This is a genomic window from Pirellulaceae bacterium (assembly GCA_029243025.1).
In the GTDB taxonomy this organism is placed as follows: domain Bacteria; phylum Planctomycetota; class Planctomycetia; order Pirellulales; family Pirellulaceae.
This window is the reverse complement of record JAQWSU010000018.1, coordinates 76,437-99,761: the sequence shown is the minus strand read 5'-3', so window position 1 is coordinate 99,761 and position 23,325 is coordinate 76,437. Positions and strand designations below refer to the sequence as shown.

The following is a 23,325-nucleotide window of genomic DNA, read 5'->3' as shown; positions in this document are numbered from 1 at the left end:
ATGTCGATCCTTTCAAGGACCGTGGCGATCTGCCAGTTGGAGGTTCCCCGCGGAAATCAGCTGGGCAGTTACCTCTTAAGGAGGTCAACGACTTGCAGGTTGGGAACGGAAAAGCGGAGTGTCCGCACCCATTAAATACCGGTAGGAGATTAGCCGTACCCTCACGGATGGCAGCTAATTGGTTGAAGTCGGAATCGCAAGAGTGTCTTTGACAAGCCCTTGCTGTTAGTTTTCGGATCGGCAAATCAGCCGGTAGGGAATCACTGTACCTTTTACGAACATTTCATGATCACCGAAAAAGACTAGAGCGGTGACAACTCGTGACATAGAATATTGAAACTCTATTCCAGGCGGCTTCATTCTCTCCACTCTTCGCGCGAAGTGACAGCTATGACCCGAAACAAAATGACTGTTCTTGTCTCGTTTTTCTTCCTCTCTGGTTCTGCGGTTGCGATCGCCGATCAAAAGCTTGAGTTAGCAGTTCCATTCACAAGTAATATGGTCCTGCAAAGACAGATGCAGGTACCGGTTTGGGGATTTGACCTACCTGGCAGTGAAGTCACCGTCGAATTTGCCGGCCAAAAACGGCGTGCTGTTGCTGACCAAGATGGCGATTGGATGATCAAGCTTGATCCGCTCACCGCATCGCGTGAAGAACGCACCTTGAAGGTAGCGAACGATCGACAAGAGTCGATTGTGCTTGATCGTGTGCTGGTGGGTGAGGTTTGGTTCTCTTCGGGACAATCCAACATGGTCTGGACGGCCGGTAAAAGCATGTGCAGCGGAATCGCCCGCGATATCGCCAGTTCGGAGACCGACATTCCGATACGCGAAATCAATATCAATACGGTGTCTGCTTTGTTTCCTCAAAAATCAGCCACGTCGGAGGGGGGATGGAAGACACGCGGAAATGCCGGCAGTTTCTCCGCACTGTCATTGTCGTTTGCCTACGAACTTTACAAGGAATTGGACGTGCCGATCGGTATTCTGTTGAGTGCCCATAGCAATACCAGGATTGAAGCGTTTACTCAGCGCGAGGCAATCGAGCAGCATGCTCAACTGGAGAGCGACGTCGATTTGATTCATGATGCGGATCCGAGGATTGAGCAGGGGCACCGGGCGTTTGAAAAGTACTACGCGGATTTAAAGGCTTGGCAAACAGTTGCCGGTGACGCCGCCGACGCAGGTGGCAGAGTTGCTGCTCATCCCAACCTGCCTGGGATCGCCGGGATGTGGCGGGGCCCATCCCAGTTCTTCAATGGGAAAATTAATCCAGTGATTCCCTTCGCGGTTCGCGGAGCAATCTGGTGCCAGGGCACAAGCAATTCGGGAGATGGCAGGATTTACGCCGCAAGAATGGAAGCTCTTGTGAACGGCTGGAGAGATGCTTGGGGGATGCCCGAGATGCCATTCTATTTTACCCAAATGCAGTGTTATGGATCTCCCAATTCGGATTCCGTTGCATTCGCAGACATCCGGCAAGTCCAGCACATGTTTTTCATGAACAACCGAGATCACGTTGGGATGGTTGTTCAGTCAGACTTAAATTCAGCTCGACCGCAAGGGATTCATTACTACAACAAACTTCACCCGGGAATGCGGTTGGCGCGCTGGGCTTTGGCAAAGCAGTATGGCAGTGACATTGCCTACACCGGTCCGATTTACACCGGGTACGAAGTTCGAGGCGATGAAGTGATCGTTTCTTTTGAAAAGGAAAGTCTCTTTGGTGGTCTGATGATTGGTAACAAAGGAATGGCCAAAGACTACCGGGAAGCGGACAAGTATGTTGAGCCAGCCAAGCCGACTCCCAATGACAAATTAAACCATTTTCGACTTTGCGGTCCCGACAAAGTTTGGCACGCTGCCAACGCGGTGATTGTCGGTGACACCGTTGTTGTGACTTCGGGAAGTGTGCCCGAGCCTATTGGCGTTCAATATGCCTACAACGCGGTTCCGGAAAACTCTAACTTGTATAACCAAGCCGGCTTGCCGGCGACTCCATTTGCTTCGATTCATGGCAAATTGATTTTTGAGGAAGACGATTTGGAAAAAGCAGCGGCGCTCAAGGCGAAATACGCCCAATACACCGACCCGGATTATCCCATCCTGCAAGTTGTTGAGTATTTTCGGGACGGCGCGATTATTCAACGGGACAAGCCAATTCCCGTCTGGGGTCACGCGAACAAGGGTGTCAAGGTGACTGTTACGCTGGGAGATGTCACTCGAACTGCGATCGCTAATGAGCTTCAGCAATGGTCGGTCGATTTTCCGGCGCTCGAGGCTTCCGCCAATCCGATTACTCTGTCCGTCGTTTCGAGCCACGGACATCAACGAACGGTCAATGATATTCTTGTGGGTGACGTTTGGTATCTTACCGGCTCGACGCTCCTGAACGGTGAAATGGCATACAACGCACGAGACAAGGGGGCGAAGCCTCCGGTTGCAATGCCGCTGGTGCGTGAGTTCAGGCGAAAGACCAGCGCCAGCAGTTTTCCGACTCCACGGAAACGGAAGTTCGAGACCGGTGGTGGCAAATATCGTTCCTCATGGATGGGCACCGACTCCTGGGAAGGCGATCGGGGTGTGACGATGTTTGCGTATTACTTTGCGAAGACTTTAGATCGTAAGGGAATTCCTCAAGGGTTCATTACGATGTCCTCGGGACAAGGCGGACGGGCAAGGCAAATGGCCTCGCCTCTTTCATGGACTTCTTTTGAGGGCGTTAAAGAGGTCGATCAGCCGGCGTTTCGAGCTCGTTTGAATGAGCTGTTTATGCAATATCCCAACACAGAGGTCGCGAGAAACGCGGTTGACGAACACGTAGGGCAAGTGAAGCAATTCGTCTCGACGATCGTCGCAGCCAGCCAGCGGGGCGATGATCTTTCCAAGGCAGCGCCGCTGGCGGCACCGCCTTTTCCTGAGGCGGGGAAGGGCGGTGAGATCCCGTCAGATACGATCCCGACTTATGTTTACAACTGGTGCGTTAGCCCCATGACACCGATGGCCGTTGCTGGCGTGATCTGGGTTCCTTCGGAAAACAATGTCGGATACGAACCAACGCTTTACGCTGCTGAAATGGAAATTTTCGCAAAGAGTTTGCCTCGTACTTACGGATTGGATCGAGTGCAATTGATTTATGCTCAGCCCGCCGATTCACTTGTCGAAAATATCACCATTCCCAAAATATCGGACGCCAAACGCGTGACCTTCAACCGTTGGCCAAAAAGCTTGAAAGAGATTTCCATCGAGATGGCCAAGCTGGCAAAATGAATAAGCACCGAATGCTGGAAAAAAACGTCAGCTACGTTTTTGGCTGAGCCGTTAGCATCGCGTCGGATGCATTGGTCATTCAATTGTGGATCCAACGCTGGTAGCCGTAAGGTATCAGCTGCTTGTTGCAATCTTCCCGTCAACGAACGGGTCGAGAATCATCGAGTGATCAGGATTCATGATTCGCTGAAGAAACTGGATCCAGAAAAATCGCTCGCCTCGTTGGCGTTGTGAAAGAGTTGAGGCATGAAAGAGGTTCCGTCAAGATCCTCTGGTGGAGTTTCGTTGGCGAGTTCATAGAGTGTGGCAGTCCTATCTCGGATGTCGTGTTGTTTTGAGAGTCGTCCGTTGCGGATCAACGGACCCCTGATCCCAGCCAGTCCTTGTGATGTGTAGTGATATCGGTGAAGGATGTCCCTTCCGTTAGCAGGCCGTGCTGGGGACATTCCAGTGAGCCGATGGGCCAATCCGTTTCGCCAGCATGCGACTGCATCCGGTAGGTCATTGACGCAGGGGCCATCATATTTTTCCTGGGTCAATAAGATCTTGCCTAGCGCTGGTTTTCCGGTTTTGGAGTTTCGTGATTTCTTCAAATCATCCACCAAGGCATGCAGGGTTGCTTGATCGTCACCGGGATCGACGACGCCTTGGGGTTCACCTCCTCGTAGGTTCACGCGTAACAAAGCGCCATAATCAGATCCGGGTCATAGAAATACCTTGCCGCCTGGCGGGAACTTGCGAGATGCCAGGCGGTTGACGAGACTTTCGGAGATACTACGTCGAAATAAGTTGCGGAGTGCGTCCTTCGCGCATCGCACGCCATTTCGGCAACCGGTGAGAGCCAGAGTAATTGTTTGACACGCCTTGTGGTGTCATGAACACCACATTCGCATCTGCAGGGAGGGCCTCTAATAAGTTCGCGAGATTTACATCGATGCTGCGGTAAATGTTTTCCAAAGTATCGCCGCACGCTTGCGCCGATTTCGAATCCCAAAGCGGATGTTGCGGATCTCGCAATTGCCAGAATTGATGCGCTGCTACATGTGTTTCGCTGAAGGTTGTCGTAAAGAAATTCCAGGGACCTTGCTGCAACAGCCAGCTGCATACATCACTGCGTATTCGCAAAGCGGCAATCAGATTTTCTTCTGCTTCTTGATAACCTGTGACGGTTAACGGAAGAGCGTTTTGAACTTTCATGGGATGCGAGCCAAACTTCTTCTCGACTTCGCCATATAAGCTGCTCGGGACACTCTCCGGTGATCCTGCCGGTGAATTTTCAGCCTTTGATCATTCATCAGCATAAGGGCCGCTTACCAATGATCGCTCCTTGTGGATGTCGTGTTTTCCTGGACTGACATCCGTTAAAAAGGTTTGAATACACTGCCGTCCAGAGCGTCGCTGTCACTCAATAACGGAACCGTGATACCGCGTTTGGTAAGTGATGATAGAACAGGCATCGAGCCGTCTGCGATTCGCGTTTCTAAAATTGCAGGATTTGCCGAGTCGATAATGATCAATGCCAGTATGATGTTTATTCGAAGAGATGTAGATGAGCACTTTGGAATAACAGATCCAGAATGCCTCGCCGGTAGCAGCACACACACACACACACACACACACACCAATTTGTGTGATCAATAGCGGTTTTGTATTTGCAGCTTAGGTCGAACTGGATTTCATTGACGGGATGTTCACCTTTAGCAACGCACGTTGGATCGCAGATTGGGAATGACGGATCGGTCGAGGCTTCCCGACTCTGAGAGTAAATGAAAGGGTGGCCGTATTCGTCGCTTCTGCGACCGCCTGAACGTCTTCCCAATCAACACGAGAAGCATCGGGGAAACCGGCGTCGATTGCGTCGACGCCTGCTGCTTCGAGTCGACTAGCGAAACTCGCTTTCTCAGCAGGGGTTAAGTGCACCCCTGCACTTTGTTCCCCAGCTCGTAAAGTCGTGTCAAACAGTTTCACGTTGGTGTGCCTCGAGTATGTCGAATCGCGAGGATTGATACGATTAACGTAAACAAGTTTCTGTTGCCAGAAAAATAAAAGCGGTTCCTTGGGTTTGCGTTCGTGATTTCTCGAAGAGTAATCTTTGATCTTGATCGTTTTGGTGGGTGGTTAACGCCGTGTTGTGATTGTCTTTCGTGTCATGCCCAATTGGGCGCAATCGATCGGATAGTGATTCTCGGCAATGCTTGTGCATTGTTAAGTTGAAAAATGGCTTTCGGGATGAGTCTCGTGACCGTGCGTTTGAATTAGCGTGCAAGACTCTGATAGAAAGAACGCTGACCGTCTGTTGTTGCTGGCGGATTTGACTGCACCCGGCTCTTGCAATGTTGTCCCGGTAGAAGATGCGCTAAAACCGGTCAAATTCATCCTTGGATCGCCAATGGAAATTAAGCCCTTGCCTTTGATGCTTCGCAAACCGTTCGTAATTGAATCTGCGAAGTATCTGAAACAGAAAAGTGGCCACGGCCAGCGCACCGGATGAGGCATACAACCACCAGCCTACTGAAGTTCTTACATCTTCCGCACGCAGCGCCCAGGTGAGAGAGACCGGGCCGAGAAAAGCTGCAATGCCAACAAACGGTTGCGTTAGCATCATCGGGGTGTGGAAGTTTTTTTGTCCAAACATTCTGACCATCGTGACCGACCAAAGACATTTACCTGCGGCAAACATGGTTCCCGTCAGGCACATTAGGAATGTAAAGAAGACAACGCCTTTCATATAGGGGAGCGATACGGCTGCGATCAAAAGAGCGACGGCTTGCACTAACGAAAAGATAAAGTACATCGGTTTGATAGGTAAACTGTCTGACAGGATTCCAAATCCAAGTCTGGAAGCTCCATAGCAGACCAGAAAGATGGCCGCCATGCTGGAAGCAACAGATTCAGTCGTGTGGAAAACTTCATCGCTGAGAGCCGAAACGATGAGCTTGAATCCAAAACCTGGCAACAGGAACAACAAAATGAAAAAACCAAAAACCCAAAACGATGGAAATTGAACGATGTTGCGAAAGGCCAAGATGGGTGTGTCGTCTTTTTCCGAGCTGGTCTTTTCAGTGGTCGATTCAGGCGGGTCAATCATCAATAGCAAGCCCAGCAGTTCGACCGCAGCGACGGCGAATCCTAATAAAATCAACATCCACAAGAAGCCAACATGCGATCGAACAATCGGGCTGAGGACACTATAAACAGCTCCCCAAAATCCAAGCAGCATGCCGAACGTTCCCGATGAGAGACCGACTTTGCCCATCGCATGACCCCATGACACGAGAAAGACGAGTCCGATAAAAAAAAGGTTAACGATACTAACGCCGGCGGGAACTGCAAAGCCAAACATCAACAACCAGTAAAGTCGGTAATGACAGGCAATCGCTGCTATTACGAAGCTGAGGACCAGCGCGGCATTCATCGCGACAAAAAGTTTTGTGCGATTGCCTGCCAACTTGAGAAAGCGATTGTGGGTTAAGCCACCGAAGCCGAGTGACAGGAAGAGAGTGCCGCCAATCAGCGCACCGGCCCAACCGTTGTTAATGTTGTCCTGGGAAAAGACTTCGTTGATCGGTCGGACTAAAGCATTGAAGCCATACAGCGGAGCCGCTATTGGAGTCAGGCAGAGCGACTGAATCGGTAGCACGATGAACCAATAGAAACGTTTTGCTTGTTGGGGTGGGCATGTTCGAGTCATGGAGCGGATCTATACTGAGCCTGCGTCCCCGAAGGGACCGAAATGATGGTCGGTGGAGCTTTGACAAGCCAGGGATGATAACACAGCCCGGGCCGGTCGTGGTTCACTCGATCACCATTTTCTAGTCAGACTGGCCTTCGGATTGATCCTCATCCGGTAACCGATCCGGATGCATCGGCATGAAGAGACCGATCAGCACAATCACGCAGAAGATACCCACTTCTAATCCCACGTATACGTAGGGGTTCCCTACATCGACCTGGTCAGCTGCCGGCGGAATAAATGACAGAATTAAGGCGACCACGCTAATGAGAATACCGACTCCACTGACTAACCAAATACCCGCTACGCCACCGGGCACTTCGAAATGCCGTTTGATATGAGGCTTGGAATATCGGAGTCGGATTGCTGCCGCAAACATCATGATGTACATCACCAAATAGACCGTGCCTGATAACGCCGTGAGAATCAAGAAGGCGGTCGATACATCTTTCAGGAATAGGAATGGGAGCGTCATCGCGGTAACGATCACTGCCTGAATGATGAGCAACGGTGTCGGAACGCCGTGGCGATTGGTTTTACCAAAGATGGCAGGGAGGTCTCTTCGTTGTGCAGCTCGTCGAATGGCTTCGGTGGGGCCGATCACCCAAGTGGAAATGTGCCCTAAAACCCCAATGCAAACGCATGCGGCGAGAACGGGAGAAAGCATTCCCAAATTGTGTGTTTCCAGGAATACGCGAAACATCTCCATCGGGCCGACATTCAAATCCGCTCTGATCTTTTCCGGTGGAAGGATCATGGCGATTCCTAGCGAACCGAAGATGTAAATCGTGAGCACAATTCCAGCTGACAGGATCATCGCAAACGGAATGCTGCTACGCGGCTTGTTAATGCGGGACCCATGCACCGCATTCACTTCGAGGCCGGAATAAAAGGTGATCATCCCGGCTGCAATCGCTAGACCTCGAATGCCTTCCAGCTTCGGGAAGAATCCGCGATTGTGTTCTGGAATCGCAATCGGATGGTCACTCATCCACCAGATTGCTGCGAAAAGGATTACCAACAAGGTTGGCAGAATTGTACCCAGTACAAGCCCGATTGTTGCGACGACACCACTGGTTCGCAGCCCGCGGAAATTCATCAACGTGACAGTCCAAAAAATGATCGTCACCACGATCATCACAAAGGTGGGATTTTCTGCCAGCTTCGGATTGAAAATATAGGCGAAGGTGGCTGCGCTAAAGGAGAGCCCGGTAGGATACCAAACCAAAATCTGAACCCATTGGCACCAGACCGCAAGTACTGCCGGTCGCCTGCCGAACGCTGAATCCACCCAGCCATAAACACCGCCGCCACCGGGCCAGCCGACAGCCAGTTCACTCGACACCAGACCGACTGGAATCAGGAAGGTGATCGCACCCACGAGAAACAGGAAGATCAGCGGAACTCCGTAAAGCGCCATGTCTGGTAAACCCTCCAGTCCGATGATCACGGAGGCGTTCATGGCCACGAGTAACATGGGGCCTAACGCTTTTTTCGGCTTGGAGGATGGGGAGTTCACGATTTAATCCGACCTGCGATTGAACGGTTAGGTAAGGCGTTTCAGCCTCGACAGCGAGACCCAATTATAATTAGAAGCTAACACGATAAGCGAAGTGGGCGACTTTTATGAGGGGATTGTTGCTGTTCGAGCCGAACGGCGATTAAATCCGTGATCGAAATCAGGTGAAAAGCCGCTTGATCCCGCTAGGACTTGGGGGATCGGGTAAGTTGGTAGTCCGCCTGTTTTGCCAAGTTGCGTTGTTTTCTGGCAGGAACGGCAGTGACACGGTCGGCCACGGGGGAAGGCCTTTTTTACAGCAGGTGCCAATTGTGTGGCTGAAGATAGGATCAATTGTTTTGGGACTCAATACGTTCCAACCTATTGCCGATCGTAGATTGTTTTTATCCTCGACCGCTGTAAATTTTTTGTCGAGCGTCACGGTTGATTGGCACGTAACTTCTGAATAGCGCGCGAATTTGTCGGGTCAAGATCGAGGGCTCGGCGATATTCTTTCATCGCCTCTGCACTTTGATTTGTCTGATTCAACGCTTCCGCCAAAGCGACGTGTGCTCGCGCCGATACTCCATTGATTCGGATCGATTGTTGAAACGCCTCCACCGCACTTCTGTATTGTTTGGATAGTACGAGTGCGGTTCCGCGATAGTATTGGCCTTCGAAAGAATCTGGATCTTGAGTGACTACCCATTCAAGCAGTTTTAGCGCTTCCTCGTTGCGACGAAGAATCATCAGGATTTGAGCCCTTGTTAGGTGGGCTTCCAGTAGATCCTCATCCAAGCTGATTGCCTTTTCTGCGTGAATGAGTGCCTGCTGGAATTGCTTACTGAGCTTGTATGCCACGCTGAGGCTGTGCATCCTCGCCGCATCGTCTGGATGGCGTTTGCACAATTCCAGTGCAAGTCGGATTGCGACCTCCTCCTGTTTGAACTTCATCGCAGCTCTCAAGCGTTCGCTGATCGCGGCGTCTGTCGTATTTGAACTCAACACCTGATGGTAGAGCGGATCATCATAGAAGACATGCTTCGTGATTTGGTCTTGTTGATCTAGATTCTTTAACTGTGCGAGATGAAAACTCGCTTTTTCGGTGAACCCAATGCGCTGATAAATCTGTCCAAGCAAATTGTGTGCACGAAAGTCTCTTGGATGGCCGGCGACCACACGACTCAGCAATTCAATTGCAACGGGATAGTTTTCTTCGTCGAAAGCAATTTGTGCTAGACCGAAGTATCCATGACTTGATGTGGGCCGCAGTGTGACAAATCGCTGGTAGGCTTGTTTCGCTTGCCTGTTTTTGCCGAGTTGGGCATAAGCGTTGCCTAGTGCGAGAAAGGTGGGAGCGTAATCGGTATTAAGTTCCGCGGATCTGTTATAGGCCTCGATGGCTGGCTCATATTCGAAAGCGTCTGCATGAATTCGACCCTGGTAATAGGGCCACTGGAAGTCGTTCGGTGCCAGCACGCTGGCCTGCGAGTAACACTCCAGAGCTTTAGCCGAATATTCGTGGCTATGAAAAACTCGACCCAATTGTCCCCAGGCATCTGCATCAATTGGACGGGCTGCGATCGGTTGGAGCGCGTGATGGATGTCCTGTGCTGTTCGTACCGATAGCTGTGAGAAATTCGGGATCTCGGGCAGGTGATGCTGTTCGATGAATTTAGCGAGCGCTAAAGCATCTGTCTGGGCATTGGTCTTGCCTTCGATCTCAACGATGCGGAGCGGTGGAAGCTCAATTTTAGCCGGATTGCCTTGTTTTTGGTTGGACAACAGCAAGCCCAGAATGGTCAGGCCGATGAGGCCGACAACCAAGCCAAGCAAATATCGAGTTCGGCGCGTGGCGGATTGGGCTGCCGGATCAGGTTGGCTGGTTTTCAGATCTTTTTGCGTTTTTCGATTGGGCTTTGGCAACGTCACGCACCATTTTTGCTGCAAGTGACTAACTTACGGCTTGAAACTTTCGGAATCGATCGACAGCGGATAGTATGAATTAGCGGGTCGCCGTTGACGACCCATAAACTTTTCGAGTTGACACAAAATGTCTCCAAAAGCACCTGAAGCCAGAGAAATAAATCACGACTTTATCGACCAGATAGTAACCGTACCGTTCGTTCTCCAGATGACGCTCGCTGCGTTGCTGCTGATTAGCTCGGTGGGCTGTGGTCGTCAGGAGAATGTTTCCGTCGAGCAAGCGGATGCGGGGCGCCCCGCTTCTGATTTGCTTGTTGACGTTACTCAGATTGCGGGCATCAATTTCGTGCATGACGCGGTTCGTAAGGGAGAGTTTTTATTCCCCGAAATTAGTGGTGCCGGTTGTGGATTTCTCGATTACGACAACGACGGCTACTTGGATATCTACTTCGTGCAAAGTGGACGCAATTTGATGCAGCCGGAAACGGCGGGAAAGCCGAATCGACTCTATCGAAATCGCGGGGATGGTACTTTTGAAGACGTGACTGCCCGGAGCGGTGCGGGCGATACGGGTTACGGTCAGGGGATGGCGTGCGGTGATTACAACCGCGATGGTTTTGTTGATATCTATGTTGCGAATGTCGGTGGGCCCTCGAGATTACTGAAAAACAATGGTAATGGAACCTTTCGCGATGTAACGGAAACAGCTGGTGTTGCGAACGGTAACTGGGCGATTACGCCGGCTTTTTTTGATTATGATAATGACGGATTCCTCGATTTGTTTGTAACCAACTACGTCAACTGGTCGGTAGAAAAAAATCTTGTCGGAAAGACCAAGAATGGGCAACGCGATTATGTTGGACCAAGATCTTTTCCGGCACGCTCCGCCATTCTTTATCACAACAATGGTGATGGTACTTTTACCGATGTGACCGCCGTCGCTGGAATTGATAAGGCGTTTGGCGCTGGCATGGGCATTATTTGTGCCGACCTCAATGATGATGGTTGGGTCGATGTTTATGTCGCAAATGACAGTTGGGCCAATCAATTGTGGATCAATCAGGGAGACGGGACGTTTCAGGACCAGGCACTCGAGAGCGGTTGTGCCCTCAGTAGTGCCGGTTTTGGTTTAGCGAGTATGGGGACCAATGCAGAAGATCTTGATAGCGATGGCCATCTTGATTTGTTTACAACGAACTATCATGCCCAGGGAGCCATTCTCTATCTTCAAGAAACCAAGGGGATTTTTACCGATGCGACGCGACGAGTTCGCCTGTTCCGACCCACCGCTGCTCGCACGGGCTTTGGTGCTTGTTTTCTCGATTTGTTCAACGACGGTTCACCTTGTGTCTACATTGGCAATGGTGCGGCGATTGCGGGAGGTGAAATCGACGCATCCGATAATAGTTACGCGCAAAGAGACGTTGTCTTGCAATGGTCGGAGCAAGAATCAAGCTTCGCAGACATCACCGCTCGAATCGGATCTTCCATGCATTCAGCCTATACGAGTCGCGGTGTGGCTGTCGGCGATTACGACAACGATGGTGCCGTGGATGTGTTGATCTCCAATAACGATGGGCCTGCCCGATTGCTCCGAAACGTGGGGACTCAAGGTAACCATTGGCTGATGGTCCGCTGTTTAGATCATGATGCAAAATCGGATGTCATCGGAGCCAAGGTCTTGGTGACCGTCGCTGGGAAAACACGGCGGCGTGATGTGATGGTCAACTACAGTTATGCATCGGCGTGCGATCCTCGGATCCATTTTGGTTTGGGCTCCCAGAAGGTCGCTGAACAAGTTATCGTGCGATGGCCGGGAGGCGCTGAATCGGTTTGGGACAACGTGGCTGCCGATCAGGTTTTCGTGGTCCGAAAACCTTCTTCTTAGGTCGATTCTTAGCCCTATCGTTCACAGAACGAAAAACGCATGTTATCCTTTTTGCGACGGTTCACTCTTTTGCCTGCTTTCTGCCATGGCTAACGCGGTGCTCGAGAATTTCAATTGTTAGAAAATGATTAAGAAGGAATGGTGTCGTTGATGCAGAAAATGCTCGTTTTTACCTTTGTCGCTTCGCTTTTGCTGCAAGCACAATCGTTGCAAGCTCAGAAAACAGCTGGCTTTAATCATCAAATACCGCCTGAGATCCTCACCCCTTCTTCGGTGGATACCAGTATTGGTGTTTTAAAGTTTTATGATGGGTTTCCCAGTTCCGAAACGGTCAAAAAAGTTTACGACAATTTGGATACGATTCGAGCAACCGAAGTGTTTCTCAATTTTATCCCGGCGGCGTCGCTGGAAGGGATCCGTCGAGGGTTGAAGACGATTGGCGTTAGTCGATCTAACCAGGTCTTGATGTTCGATCAGCTGTTAGATTCGAGCCCGCTGTTTCTCACAGGTAATACGGATACGGTCTACAGTATCGTGATGCTTGATTTGGAACGTGATGGGCCCACTGTGGTGGAAGTCCCTGAAGGGAGTGGCCCGAGTACTGTGGATGATGCGTTCTTTCGTTTTGTCGTCGACATGGGAGCGCCTGGCCCGGACCGTGGAAAAGGAGGCAAGTACCTCATCTTGCCTGAGGACTACGAGGGTGAGGTTCCCGACGGCTATTTTGTCGCGCGGTCGCCTTCCAACGTCAATGTAATGGTTCTGAGAGGATTCCTCGTTGACGGCAAAACGGATGCAGCGGTGCAATCGGTCAAAGAGGGATTGAAGGTTTATCCGCTTCGCCAAAAAGATAACCCACCGAAAATGGAGTTCGTTAGTGGGTCACGCGTGTCATTTAACACGGTTCATGCGAACGACGTCTCCTACTTCGATGAAGTTAACGATGTTGTTCAACGTGAACCTGTGGATTTTATTGATCCTGAATTACGGGGCACGCTTGCCAGCATCGGAATTCAAAAAGGAAAGCCCTTTCAGCCGGATGCGCGGATGAAGAAAATTCTGATCGACGCCGCGGCGATTGGTAACGCAACCGCTCGATCGCTCACATTAAAGCCACGGGATAAAGACGCTTTTTACTATGAAGATCGACAGTGGTACACCGCGTTTATAGGAAATGACTACCGCTGGTTGATTGCAGATGGTGAAGGTGGGCGGAATCTAGATGCTCGGATTGCATTCTTCTACGGCTACACGCTCAATACGCCAGCGATGGTCTTGAAAATGGTTGGCGCCGGGTCCCAATATGCAGTTGCGTCGACAGATGCAGATGGACAATACCTTGATGGGAGCAAGAATTATCGCTTGCGACTACCGCCTAATGTGCCGGCCAAGGATTTCTGGTCAGTTGTGGTTTACGATCCACAGACTCGGTCCGAGCTCCAGACGGGACAACTGTTTCCGAGTAAGAATGACAAACGGGACAAGATCGCGACAAACAGCGATGGCTCGGTTGATCTTTACTTTGGCCCCAAGCCACCGGCAGGAAAAGAGTCAAATTGGATTCAAACGATTCCTGAGAAAGGTTGGTGGGCCATACTGCGGTTGTACGGACCGCTGCAACCATGGTTTGACAAAACCTGGCGTCCAGACGATTTCCAACGAATCGATTAGGATTGGACGTGCCGGAGACAATCCATCTCCTTTCGGGGAGATGGATCCCTCGAGTCGGTTTATAAGAGCTGACGCTCGTGCGCGACTACGATGAAGGGCCCCGTCTTTAGCGGAGATGTGGAGCTGATTGCGCTCGCCGGTTGGTGTTGGGGGTGGAATCAAACCGCCCGACGAAATCAGTTCCGAGAATGTGGTAGGCCATCTTGGATCCGAACGATGCTCAACAAGGGGAGCATTTCGCGGTCAAACTGGTGTTTCTCAACTGCCAGGACCCCCAGCAGCGGAATCGTCACGAGTGCGATTTGAATTGAGCCCGCGAGCCATGGGTTCAATTGCCGCAACGGCGAAAATTCAGTCATCCAGCAAAGCAGGGGGGCGAGCAAGATTACGAGTGCTGAGCTGGTTGAGAGTCGACCAAAAAAGCACCCGATCAGCAGCAAGCTGCACAAACTCACGAGTCCGATCCCAAGACTAGCAGTTGGGGAGACCAAACGGGTGGGCTCTCTGATGTGCCACGTCAGCAGTTGGGCCATGATCGTCGTTGTGATGACCGTTGCAACCAATGGAAAGGCAGCGGCCCCGCCTTTGATATAACCGGACAGCATGATTGCCAAGCCGGCACCTTGGGTTGCCAGCGAGACCGTCATGGAAATCGATATGCTGGGTGATCGAACTGATAGCCAGGAGAGCAGCCACCACAAACCAACCGCTAATGCCACGCAAAGGGCCAGCACGGTGCCAAGTTGCCACGCTGCTGAATCGGTCATCTCGCTATTCAAATAAACCGAACCGTGCAGCAAAATTCTCGGTATGGTGCCAGCGAGAATGATTCGTAATACCCAAGCCGTCCAGGTTGGGATCTGTTGAAATCCTGCAATCAATTCGATCGCGAGAACGGCTGGAATGACCAGCGTCAAAAAACGGTCAAGACCGTTCGCGGGTGGCCAGATCCATCGAAATGCCAGCACGGAATAGCCAACTGTGAGTCCGAGACCGATTGCCAGGACAGCTGCCGAATTCAACCAGGTTTGGCTTGCGCTCCGTCGTAGTTTGACCATCGTCAGCATCGTGATGGCGCTGACGATGGAGGCGGCTATCATCGCCTTGAGATACAAGAGCGGATCGGGCATTGGCTATTTGCTCACGCCTTCACAGTCAATCATGATCAGCGCTTCATCTCCGATCGGTCCAATGGCATTTTTGTCAAAACCATAGTCACTGCGTTTGAGTGCAAGTTCAGTTGAGAAGGCAACTCGTTTCGTCTTCCCGAATTTATGTTCCTTGCCTCCCATGAGGACAATCGTGACTTTTCGAGTCGTGCCGTGCATGGTGAAGTCACCGGTCACCTCGAACCCATCTTTGATCGGTTTGACGTCGGTGCTCTTAAATTCAATCGTTGGAAATTGCTTTGTGTCAAAGTAATCAGGTTGCCGGAGGTGTTCGTCACGTGCTTCGTTGGCCGTGTCGACACTGTCGGTCTTGATCGTGATCGCAAACGTAGAATTTTCTGGGTTTTCACGATCGATGGAGAATTTGCCCTCGACGTCATTGAATCGACCATGAATCCAGCTGATGTCGAGATGTCTTGCTTTGAAGCTCACCGATGAATGGACTAGGTCGTAATCATACTCATCAGCTGCGGAAGCAGGCTTGCTAGCCGCAACGGCAAGGGTTGCGATCAGGGTTGTGGTGAAAAGCGTTGTGCAAATTCTTCGCATAAGATTTCTCCCTCCAAACAAGAACTCAGGAATCGTTGATAACTTCTGTGACGCCATGGTAGGTGGTCGCGATTCGGGAGTAAAGCGTCTGGGGTAGGTCTTGTTTGTTTCGAAGCTGTTTCTCAGGAAATCGTTAGCGAGGACAGCAGCTACTGATGCGATCGCTGGCTGCACGACGGGAAAAGGCAAGCATGGTCGTCATTTTTTGATAACCATCACATGGAGTAAAGCTGTGGTGCTGATCTGCGCCGGTGTGAGCCGTTTCCTGCTGCGATAAGAATGACGATGTTCTGGGAAATAGCTGTCGTGTTTTCCGGGAAGTCGGTAGGGATGTGGCGAGGTACCTCTGTTCTTTACGTTTTGCTGGGAATCCAGCGGTCATCTTTCCATTCGGTGGCGCCACCATCTTTTTCCCAACGTCCTCGTTTGAAATTCCACTTTTCGTCGTCAATTTCATCCCGATTGGTATCTAGCTTGCCTCGGTCCCACTTGCCATCTTTGTCGTCGTCGTACAGGTTCAGCTTCCACGGGCTCGACGGGCCGAGCACGTCTTTCCCTTTGCCGCTTGGGTCAGCTGCCTGTGTGGCAATCTTCATCGCTTTGCGATAGCGATCCTGAAGATGGTCACTTGTTGATTGAGGTTGATTCGCTACGGGATTTGCCCCCAGCAATTCATTCGGTGCAGCCTCCGCCTTCTGCCTCCATTTGTTTCCGGACCAAACGGTTTTCCCACCGTCCTTTTCCCAGGATCCGTTTTTGAAGTTCCATTTTTCGTCGTCAAGCTCATCTCGATTAGTATCCAGCTTGCCTCGATCCCACTGTCCGTCTTTGTTGTCGTCATACAGATTTAATTTCCAAGGGCTTGATTGCCCCAGCACGTCTTTGCCTTTGCCACTTGAATCCGCCTTTGCCGTCGCGAAGGTCATGGCATGGCGATATTGGTCAGCGGTTGTTATTGGGCGACCTTGGTTAGGGGACTGGTTTGGCGTGGTTGAGGTTGGCCTGGGTGCACCCGATCCGGGCGACTTGCTGGCATTGACTTGTGATTTGGCAGGTGACGCCACTGACTTTGGCTTGTCCTGGGGGGCAGGTAGGTCGGCAAGTTGCACGGTTTTCGAAGGCGAGGGTTTGAGTTCGCTGGTATCAGGATTTTGGAATCCAAAGAACGCAGCCACGCCGGCGACCGCTGCTCCTAGCGTTCCAAGCATCGCATTGCGAACATTTTGATAGCTAATGAACATCGGTTTCCTTTGTTGTGGTTTGCAGGTCGTGGCTAACGCCTTCAATCATGCCTCTTTGAATGGGGACAGTGCAGTTGCAGTAAGTGTAGGGGCAGATTCTCGCCCCATCGAGTAATGTGATGCCTTCACTTAATGAGCCGAGTCGAGCGAATTGTCCGCCTACCCGGCTCGCCGGATAACAGCGAAATGCTTCGCCCGTTGATTTGATCACAATGTAATTTGTTCCGGAATGACATAACTTGCCTTGGAAATTGTGTGCAATTCGGCCCGTTTGGTTGTGCCCGCCTAATTCCAGCAGGATTTGTTTCTGTTCGGGTGAATAGTCGCGTAAATAGCCCCCCACCTTTTCTGGTTGTACTTTGAAAACCAGATTGTGTTTGCGAAAAAATGGCTCGATTTCGTCTCGGATTTGCACCAGTCGGTCCGGCACACCAACCGTCGTAATGTGGAAGCGAAGGCCATCTTTTTCAAAGGGTTGAACGATCTGGTATTTGTCAAGAAACGATCGGGCATCGGCATATTCCAGGTGCAAGCTTGCTGAAAAGAGATTGAGTGCACCACGTGTTGCCTCCAGAAAGGAAAGCAAACGCGATTCATTGGCAGAAAAATTGGTTTGTACCGAGATGCAATGTCCCATGGCGACCAATCCTGAAACGATTGCATCGAGTCCCGGTTGTTGGAACGGTTCACCGCCGCTGAGCTTAAACTCCCAATGCCCCGGCAGAGTAGAAAAAGCGAGAAGTGTTTGTTCGATTTCCTCGAGCGTACCGGTGCGGTCAGGCATGTGACGTTGTGTGCAATACGAACAGCGGTAATTGCAGGAGTCGTTCATGTTCCAGCTGACAACACCCGTAATGCGTCGGCCGAGTAGGGTTGCTTCGGTTTGCGGTGTGCTTCGTTGTTGCAGCCAAGCGTCAATGCTCATTGTTCTCGCTCGCTTTCCTCAAGATCAGTTGTTGACGCTCTTGGTTGGGAAGACGGACGATGCCACGATTGACTGGGACCGTGCAAGGACAGATTGTGTAAGGGCACGGTCCCCCTTGTTTTCGTAACTGGAAGGTGCCCTGAGTGAGATTCCCTAATCGGGCTTGATCGTTTTCAGCCAGGAAACGTTTTCCGGTGCGGCAACTGAACGCTTCACCCGTTTGATCAACGGTGAAATACCAGACTCCTGCCTCGCAATGCAGGCCTTGGTAATTGGGGGATCGGTTTACCTTGCTGGGATCGTGGCTGCCATGGGTGAGCTGTTCAATGAGGGCCATTTCGGTTGGGGGGTAGGGGTAAACACCGCCCTTGATTTTCATGAGCTGAGGGAAATATCGCAGCCCGGCTGCTTCAATTTGATCGCGATATTTCACGTGATTCGCAACGTAACCCGGCACGAGCACCACGTTCACAACGAAAGAGCTGGCTGGGTTGTACCGCTGTCGCAATTCGCGATAAGCGATCGCTTTCTCAATGAAATCTTCCGCTGAAGTACTGTCCGGATGCAGACTGGCACTTGTGATTCTGAGTCGATCCGCGGTTAGCTGGCAGAACTTTTCCAGTACGTCGATTGGGGCCGAGAAGTTGGTCAGCACTGAAATCAAGTGACGCGTACGTTCGGTGAGTTGTGGGATCACCGAATTGACAAAACCTTTAAAGGCGAAAGGCTCGCCACCGGACATCTTGATTTCCCAGACTCCGGGTAGCTTTGCAAATTCAGTCACGATGGATCGCACCGTTGAATCTGTTGGCACCCCCACGCGTGATTTCGCGGACTGAATGCAATAGGTGCAGTCGTAGTTGCAGAATCCATTTACCTGCCACTCGACAGTCGGTTGTAAGTCGGGGAATGGGGGTTGCGGTGGATCGCGTCTCGGTCGACGGTGCCGCTTGGCCAACGATCGTGCCCAATCTGTAACGCTCATTCGACGGCCTCGGGTAGTGAACGGGGATCGCTCGTAGGCGGTTGCGATTCGCGCTGCAATTTGTGGAGTTTATCGGCCCACTTCAGATTCTGTTTGTATTTGCCGCATTGCTGACAGCTTTCGAAAAAATCACCACGTCCAAGTCGAGACCTCATCTCGGCATATTTTTCACCTTCCCACAGTTGCTGGAAACTTGTGTTGTCGTCAATGTGACCTACTGAGATGTCGGTATTGCAACAATAGAGCAGTTCATTGTCGACGGTGATTCGACAGTAGATCGTCCCCATGTAGCAGCCAACTTCTTCAATGGGGGATGTGCGATGCGAGCAGAGTGAAACTTGTGTTTGAAAAGCATCGAGGTCGGTGACGATACCTTTGAATTGCGAGATTGCCTTGGCCCGGGGGATGAGTTCTTCCAGTAACTCCAGCTTTTGTTGCTTGTTGAGTCCGACTGCTTCTGTCCCGTTGACTAGCGATGCGAACTTGAAGTTGATTCGTTGGGTGGGCCATTCTGCGGCGAATCGGACCATGTCGGGCAATTGATGGTAATTTTGTCCATTGATGACTTGAACATGTTTGGGTTGAAAGCGAGCGTTTCGCAAGATCTCTAATTGTTTCAACAGTTTGTTAAATCCGCCGGCGAATGATCCCCCGTGAAATTCCTCCCAAACGGTTTCCGTGACGCCGCAAATAGAAACCAATAGATTCAGTTCACCGTCGCTGTCGAGCAAGACAGGCAGGTCAACGGTCAGCAGATTGGTGATAATCGTGACACCAATGTTGTGGTGATGGGCAAACTGAACCATGGTGATGAGTTCGTTATTCAGCGATGGGTCACCCATGCCGGATAAAATGATTTGTTCGAGGCCGCCGAGTCTTAGCAGGTCCTCCATGATGGTTTGGAAAGTTGCGAAGGACATGGATTGTCGTTTCCATTCCATCGACGGGGTGTGGATTTCATGAAGGTGAAGACTGTGGTGCCAGCAGGTGGTACAGCGGACATTACAGCCATTTGCGATGTCGAAATGAACGGTTTGTGGTCCAAACGAAGGGCGATTCGAAAGAATCCCCTGAAGTCGTCGCTCGCGATCCGTTTGCTTGACGTTTGTGGCAATCCTTTCCGTAATGCTCATGTCGAAATTCCTTCTGTGATCGATTCCAGTCTTTCGCGAGTTATTTTTGTGTCTAAGACCTTGAGCAGTTGAATCTGTTGCAGAATGGCGTGCGGAAGGTCACCCATCGCGATGCGGTGTCTCATGAAATGCTCGAAAAGCATACCGGCCTCTCCGACGTTGACGTCGACGACACGAGGGAAGATGCGAAACATTTGCAGGATATCGAATGCAGAACAGTCGGAAATGGAAAGGGTGAGCAGGAAGCGGACCGTTTTGATCACTTCGCACGCCCACGGTGTTTGCTGGTTGTTCTGCTTGGCGAGTGGTGGTTGTTTTTTGATCGCGGAGTTGAGAGTTTTTAGTGATTCCTCGGCCAGTTGTCGAGCAGGAACGCCCAGTGCGGCTGCTGCTGATTGAATCGTGTTTAACAGATCCAGCAGCGTCGCTTCGAATTTGAAATGCGATGAGTGGACCTTTTCTTTCGCGAGTATTTGCTCGACTTCATGGGCAGCCGCTGGCGACAAGTGTCGCATGATGTCGTTCAGTCCGGAGTGGTTCTTGAGAGACTGGAACTGTTCTTGTGGCGCAAGGGGCGTAAGCCAGTCGGCCAGCGCGCCGGTCGTGCCACCATTGATACGTTCCAAGGCATGAGTCAGAGCGGGAGACAATACATTTGATGCCCAATCCAATTGTTTCGCGTCATAAAGGGGGCTTAAGAGTTCAATGGCACATTGCCGTGCGCCGTTTTCGGGTATCCAATTATCACAGGCAGATCGGATTCGCGCAGTAATCTCTTCGTCGAGAAGTTCCCTCGTCGTTTTGATCACCAAGTCGGTATTTTGGGGCGTGGAAATCTCCTGGCATGCGCCGTGTTGCACTGCATTACGAATTCTTTGCTGTTGATCATCGGCGATTTTCGCTTGCGAAAAAAATGCTGTGGGCACTCGAGCAAACAAAAGTTCGTGGAACGAGTTGTAGCCGCCCGCGCTGATTGCTGCATCGATCGTTCCGAAGTATCGCCAGACGGCGGGAGAATCGAACCAGGTCAGGTTGGGGCTGGCCAAACGTTGTCCGCGATAAAGGGGGCCTGCGCCCACCAGAAGGTGGATGTCGTCCTGGGAGCGAAACGCATTGACGAGCGACCTTAAGGTCTCTTCAGCGTTCGGATCGCCTCCGCCTCCTGCACTCAAATAAACCAATCGTTGATGATCTGCAATGCCCAATTGTTCTCGACCCATAGAACGCGGCAGCAATTCCTCTCGTTCAAATTGCACCACCTCGCCGGTGTAGGTGCAATCTCCGGGGGCAGCCACTTGGGTTGTGCTGTCGCGCCGACGATGGGGTGAAACTACCTTATCGAACAAGCTGATCGCCGCACGAAACATTGGCCGAGCGGCGTACTCGGACTTTACATCTCGAAAGATGAAGCTCTTCTTGAACGGGCCATCCAGGATTTGGAATAGCTCATCAAAGCTACCCGATGGAAAGGTGTCGACTACGAGAAGATTGGGTGAAAACACACCCAACGTGTTCCAGACGAAATGTTTGGCCAGGCGTTTGTATTCTGACTTGTTTAATTCGGACCGTACGGCCACGGTTTTGCTGGGAATCTTGAATGCCGCGAAGCGAGCATCGGCGAGTAAGTCACTGGCGTCGCTGGAGGTCAGAAAGAGGATCTCAGGTGGGCGACAATCGAGTAACGCCACGTATCGACGGATCCATTTTGCGACTGCTGTCAGACGGGTCAAATGGCCGAGGCCGGAGCCATTAATGGCATAACAGACGATGGTTTTCGGTTCAGGCATTGGTCTCGTTCCCCGGCCTAACTCGGGTCGACGAATAGGTGGTCTTCATGGGAGTCAAGCATTGATGCTGCCAAGTCTTCTGCGGCGTCATCATATCCAGTGGTTTCAGTGGTTTCAGTGGTTGCGTGATCCTCTGTTGGATCGCGGTAGCTCGAACGATCCCATTCGGGGTTCCGATTGCGAAAGTCCCGTACTTCGAAGATGTCGTCGGCTGCGGAGCCTCCCGTGATCAAATCCCACCAAAGGTAGTCGCTGGTGAACGAACCTCGATCATATTTCTCAAACCCAGCAATCTTGTTTCGTAAACGGCCCGTCTTGTCGCGTCGCCGTTCCCATTTATCGGTCTTGACATTTCTCATTCGCTGAAGGTCGGTTGAGTAATAATGTTTGCGTTTTCCTCGGCGTTTTTGCAGTTCGAGTTTCTTGATCTTGGCTTCGGTCTTTGCCAAATCCTGTTTCAATTGCTGGAACAACGCCTTGAGGCGAGTGACGCTTAGTTCGCGCAAATACTGAATCTGTTTTCGAACGCCGGTCTGCTTGCGGAGAAACGCGTTCAGGACCTTGTCTCCACGCGCTAAGTCGATGCGCAGATCTTCGGGGCAAGCATCGAGATGGGAAATCGCCGCGCCACCCAATTCGTTAAATAGCTCGGCGAGCAATCGTTCCGGGGCTTTCAACAGTTCTTGATGTTCTGTCTTAATCCCGTGAATGCGATCTCGTTCTGCAACTCGTTTGTCGTATGCTGCGACGATGTCATTCGTTTCGTCACGTAGTTGGCGATAATGCTGCTTCAGGCTGACTGGGTTGTTGAATTTAAGCTTTGCTTTTTTCGATAATTCCGACATGAGGAATGAAATCGCTCGCCAATCAAAAAAAGTGTGCCACCAGCGAGCGACGTATCCTTGTTCAAAATACTTTCGCTGATTCAGTTGCTTGAACCACTTGGAACCTTCCCAAAGGGAAATGTGCTGGCAGGCTGTTTCGTATTTGGGCCGAATATCTTCGACGCCTTGGTTCGCTTGATCGATCAGAAAGTCGTAATGTTGGAACTCATCCATGGCTTCCAATTCCACACGTCGTTTTTCAGCCGCATCAAATGCTTCGTCGTATTTCCGTTTGATTGGTCGCAGACCGGAATAGGACAGGCGCTCCTCTAATGAATCGAGATGAGGGTCTTGAATTTCCGGCAGCAGGTAGCCGATCAGTTCCTGACGGATTCGTTGCTCGACATCTTGCAAACGCTTGATGTCCGTTGCAAATTTTCCATCTTCTTCACGTAACCATTGCAACTGCTCGTTAATGAAGTTTTTGCGAAACTTGCAGGCTTCGATGTAATTCGATATCCCCGCCATGACGTCTCCATACGCGATAGGGCATCGCTCGCGATGTTTCCTGGTGAAAGCATTTGAAAGCTCTCGGTCAGTATAACGAAGCTGGTCAATAAAGTCTTGCGACGAACATCGGTCGTTCTCGCTCAGTAAATTTGATCGCTTTTCGTGTTGCCGGCGGAGAGCCGAGTCAGCTAATTGGTGGGGAGTGATTAGCGTTCT

The 23,325-nt window shown here is 51.2% G+C and carries 17 protein-coding genes; 3 read left to right on the top strand and 14 right to left on the bottom strand.

Going from position 1 to position 23,325, the window contains the following annotated elements:
- Positions 1-405 precede the first annotated feature (405 nt).
- Complete coding sequence (locus tag P8N76_07985) at positions 406-3,270, top strand: sialate O-acetylesterase (protein ID MDG2381599.1); 2,865 nt, start codon at positions 406-408, stop codon at positions 3,268-3,270.
- Positions 3,271-3,446: 176 nt separating this feature from the next.
- Here P8N76_07985 and P8N76_07980 read toward each other — a convergent pair whose 3' ends face one another.
- The 6 genes from P8N76_07980 to P8N76_07955 all read right to left on the bottom strand — a co-directional run bounded on the left by P8N76_07980 (position 3,447) and on the right by P8N76_07955 (position 10,427).
- Positions 3,447-3,944 (bottom strand): hypothetical protein, encoded by a 498-nt coding sequence (locus tag P8N76_07980; protein ID MDG2381598.1) that lies wholly within the window; start codon positions 3,942-3,944, stop codon positions 3,447-3,449.
- A gap of 100 nt (positions 3,945-4,044) precedes the next feature.
- Positions 4,045-4,467: an alkaline phosphatase family protein gene (locus P8N76_07975; protein MDG2381597.1), complete on the bottom strand. Its 423-nt coding sequence runs from the start codon at positions 4,465-4,467 to the stop codon at positions 4,045-4,047.
- Between the two features lie 462 nt (positions 4,468-4,929).
- On the bottom strand, positions 4,930-5,238 hold the full coding sequence (locus P8N76_07970; protein MDG2381596.1) for a hypothetical protein: 309 nt from the start codon (positions 5,236-5,238) through the stop codon (positions 4,930-4,932).
- Positions 5,239-5,626: 388 nt separating this feature from the next.
- Positions 5,627-6,961, bottom strand: a complete 1,335-nt coding sequence (locus tag P8N76_07965) for a hypothetical protein (GenBank protein MDG2381595.1) — start codon at positions 6,959-6,961, stop codon at positions 5,627-5,629.
- A gap of 121 nt (positions 6,962-7,082) precedes the next feature.
- On the bottom strand, positions 7,083-8,522 hold the full coding sequence (locus tag P8N76_07960; GenBank protein MDG2381594.1) for an APC family permease: 1,440 nt from the start codon (positions 8,520-8,522) through the stop codon (positions 7,083-7,085).
- A gap of 417 nt (positions 8,523-8,939) precedes the next feature.
- Entirely contained in the window at positions 8,940-10,427 is a 1,488-nt protein-coding gene (locus P8N76_07955; protein ID MDG2381593.1) for a tetratricopeptide repeat protein, read from the bottom strand.
- Between the two features lie 127 nt (positions 10,428-10,554).
- Here P8N76_07955 and P8N76_07950 point away from each other — a divergent pair, with 127 nt between their 5' ends.
- Together P8N76_07950 and P8N76_07945 are read left to right on the top strand one after the other, a co-directional pair.
- Positions 10,555-12,315 carry a CRTAC1 family protein gene (locus P8N76_07950; protein MDG2381592.1) on the top strand — a complete coding sequence of 587 codons (1,761 nt, stop codon included), beginning with the start codon at positions 10,555-10,557 and terminating at the stop codon, positions 12,313-12,315.
- Positions 12,316-12,465: 150 nt separating this feature from the next.
- A complete protein-coding gene (locus P8N76_07945) occupies positions 12,466-13,986 on the top strand; it encodes a DUF1254 domain-containing protein (GenBank protein ID MDG2381591.1) in 1,521 nt (506 codons plus the stop codon).
- Between the two features lie 176 nt (positions 13,987-14,162).
- On the opposite strand, the gene P8N76_07940 is transcribed toward P8N76_07945, so the two are convergent.
- From P8N76_07940 to P8N76_07905, 8 genes are all read right to left on the bottom strand, one after another.
- Complete coding sequence (locus P8N76_07940; protein MDG2381590.1) at positions 14,163-15,116, bottom strand: hypothetical protein; 954 nt, start codon at positions 15,114-15,116, stop codon at positions 14,163-14,165.
- A 3-nt stretch (positions 15,117-15,119) separates the two neighbouring features.
- Positions 15,120-15,704 (bottom strand): YceI family protein, encoded by a 585-nt coding sequence (locus P8N76_07935; protein ID MDG2381589.1) that lies wholly within the window; start codon positions 15,702-15,704, stop codon positions 15,120-15,122.
- Between the two features lie 353 nt (positions 15,705-16,057).
- Positions 16,058-16,945 (bottom strand): hypothetical protein, encoded by an 888-nt coding sequence (locus tag P8N76_07930; protein ID MDG2381588.1) that lies wholly within the window; start codon positions 16,943-16,945, stop codon positions 16,058-16,060.
- The gene (locus tag P8N76_07925) at positions 16,935-17,870 is read right to left on the bottom strand and encodes a radical SAM protein (protein ID MDG2381587.1); all 936 of its coding nucleotides are present in this window, start codon (positions 17,868-17,870) and stop codon (positions 16,935-16,937) included. The genes P8N76_07930 and P8N76_07925 overlap by 11 nt, the downstream gene beginning before the upstream one ends.
- Entirely contained in the window at positions 17,860-18,855 is a 996-nt protein-coding gene (locus P8N76_07920) for a radical SAM protein (protein ID MDG2381586.1), read from the bottom strand. Before P8N76_07920 ends, P8N76_07925 begins: the two co-directional genes overlap by 11 nt.
- Positions 18,852-19,988, bottom strand: coding sequence for a radical SAM protein (locus P8N76_07915; GenBank protein MDG2381585.1), 1,137 nt, complete (start codon positions 19,986-19,988; stop codon positions 18,852-18,854). Before P8N76_07915 ends, P8N76_07920 begins: the two co-directional genes overlap by 4 nt.
- Complete coding sequence (locus P8N76_07910; protein MDG2381584.1) at positions 19,985-21,775, bottom strand: hypothetical protein; 1,791 nt, start codon at positions 21,773-21,775, stop codon at positions 19,985-19,987. Before P8N76_07910 ends, P8N76_07915 begins: the two co-directional genes overlap by 4 nt.
- Before the next feature lie 17 nt (positions 21,776-21,792).
- A complete protein-coding gene (locus tag P8N76_07905) occupies positions 21,793-23,127 on the bottom strand; it encodes a hypothetical protein (protein ID MDG2381583.1) in 1,335 nt (444 codons plus the stop codon).
- Positions 23,128-23,325: the final 198 nt, after the last annotated feature.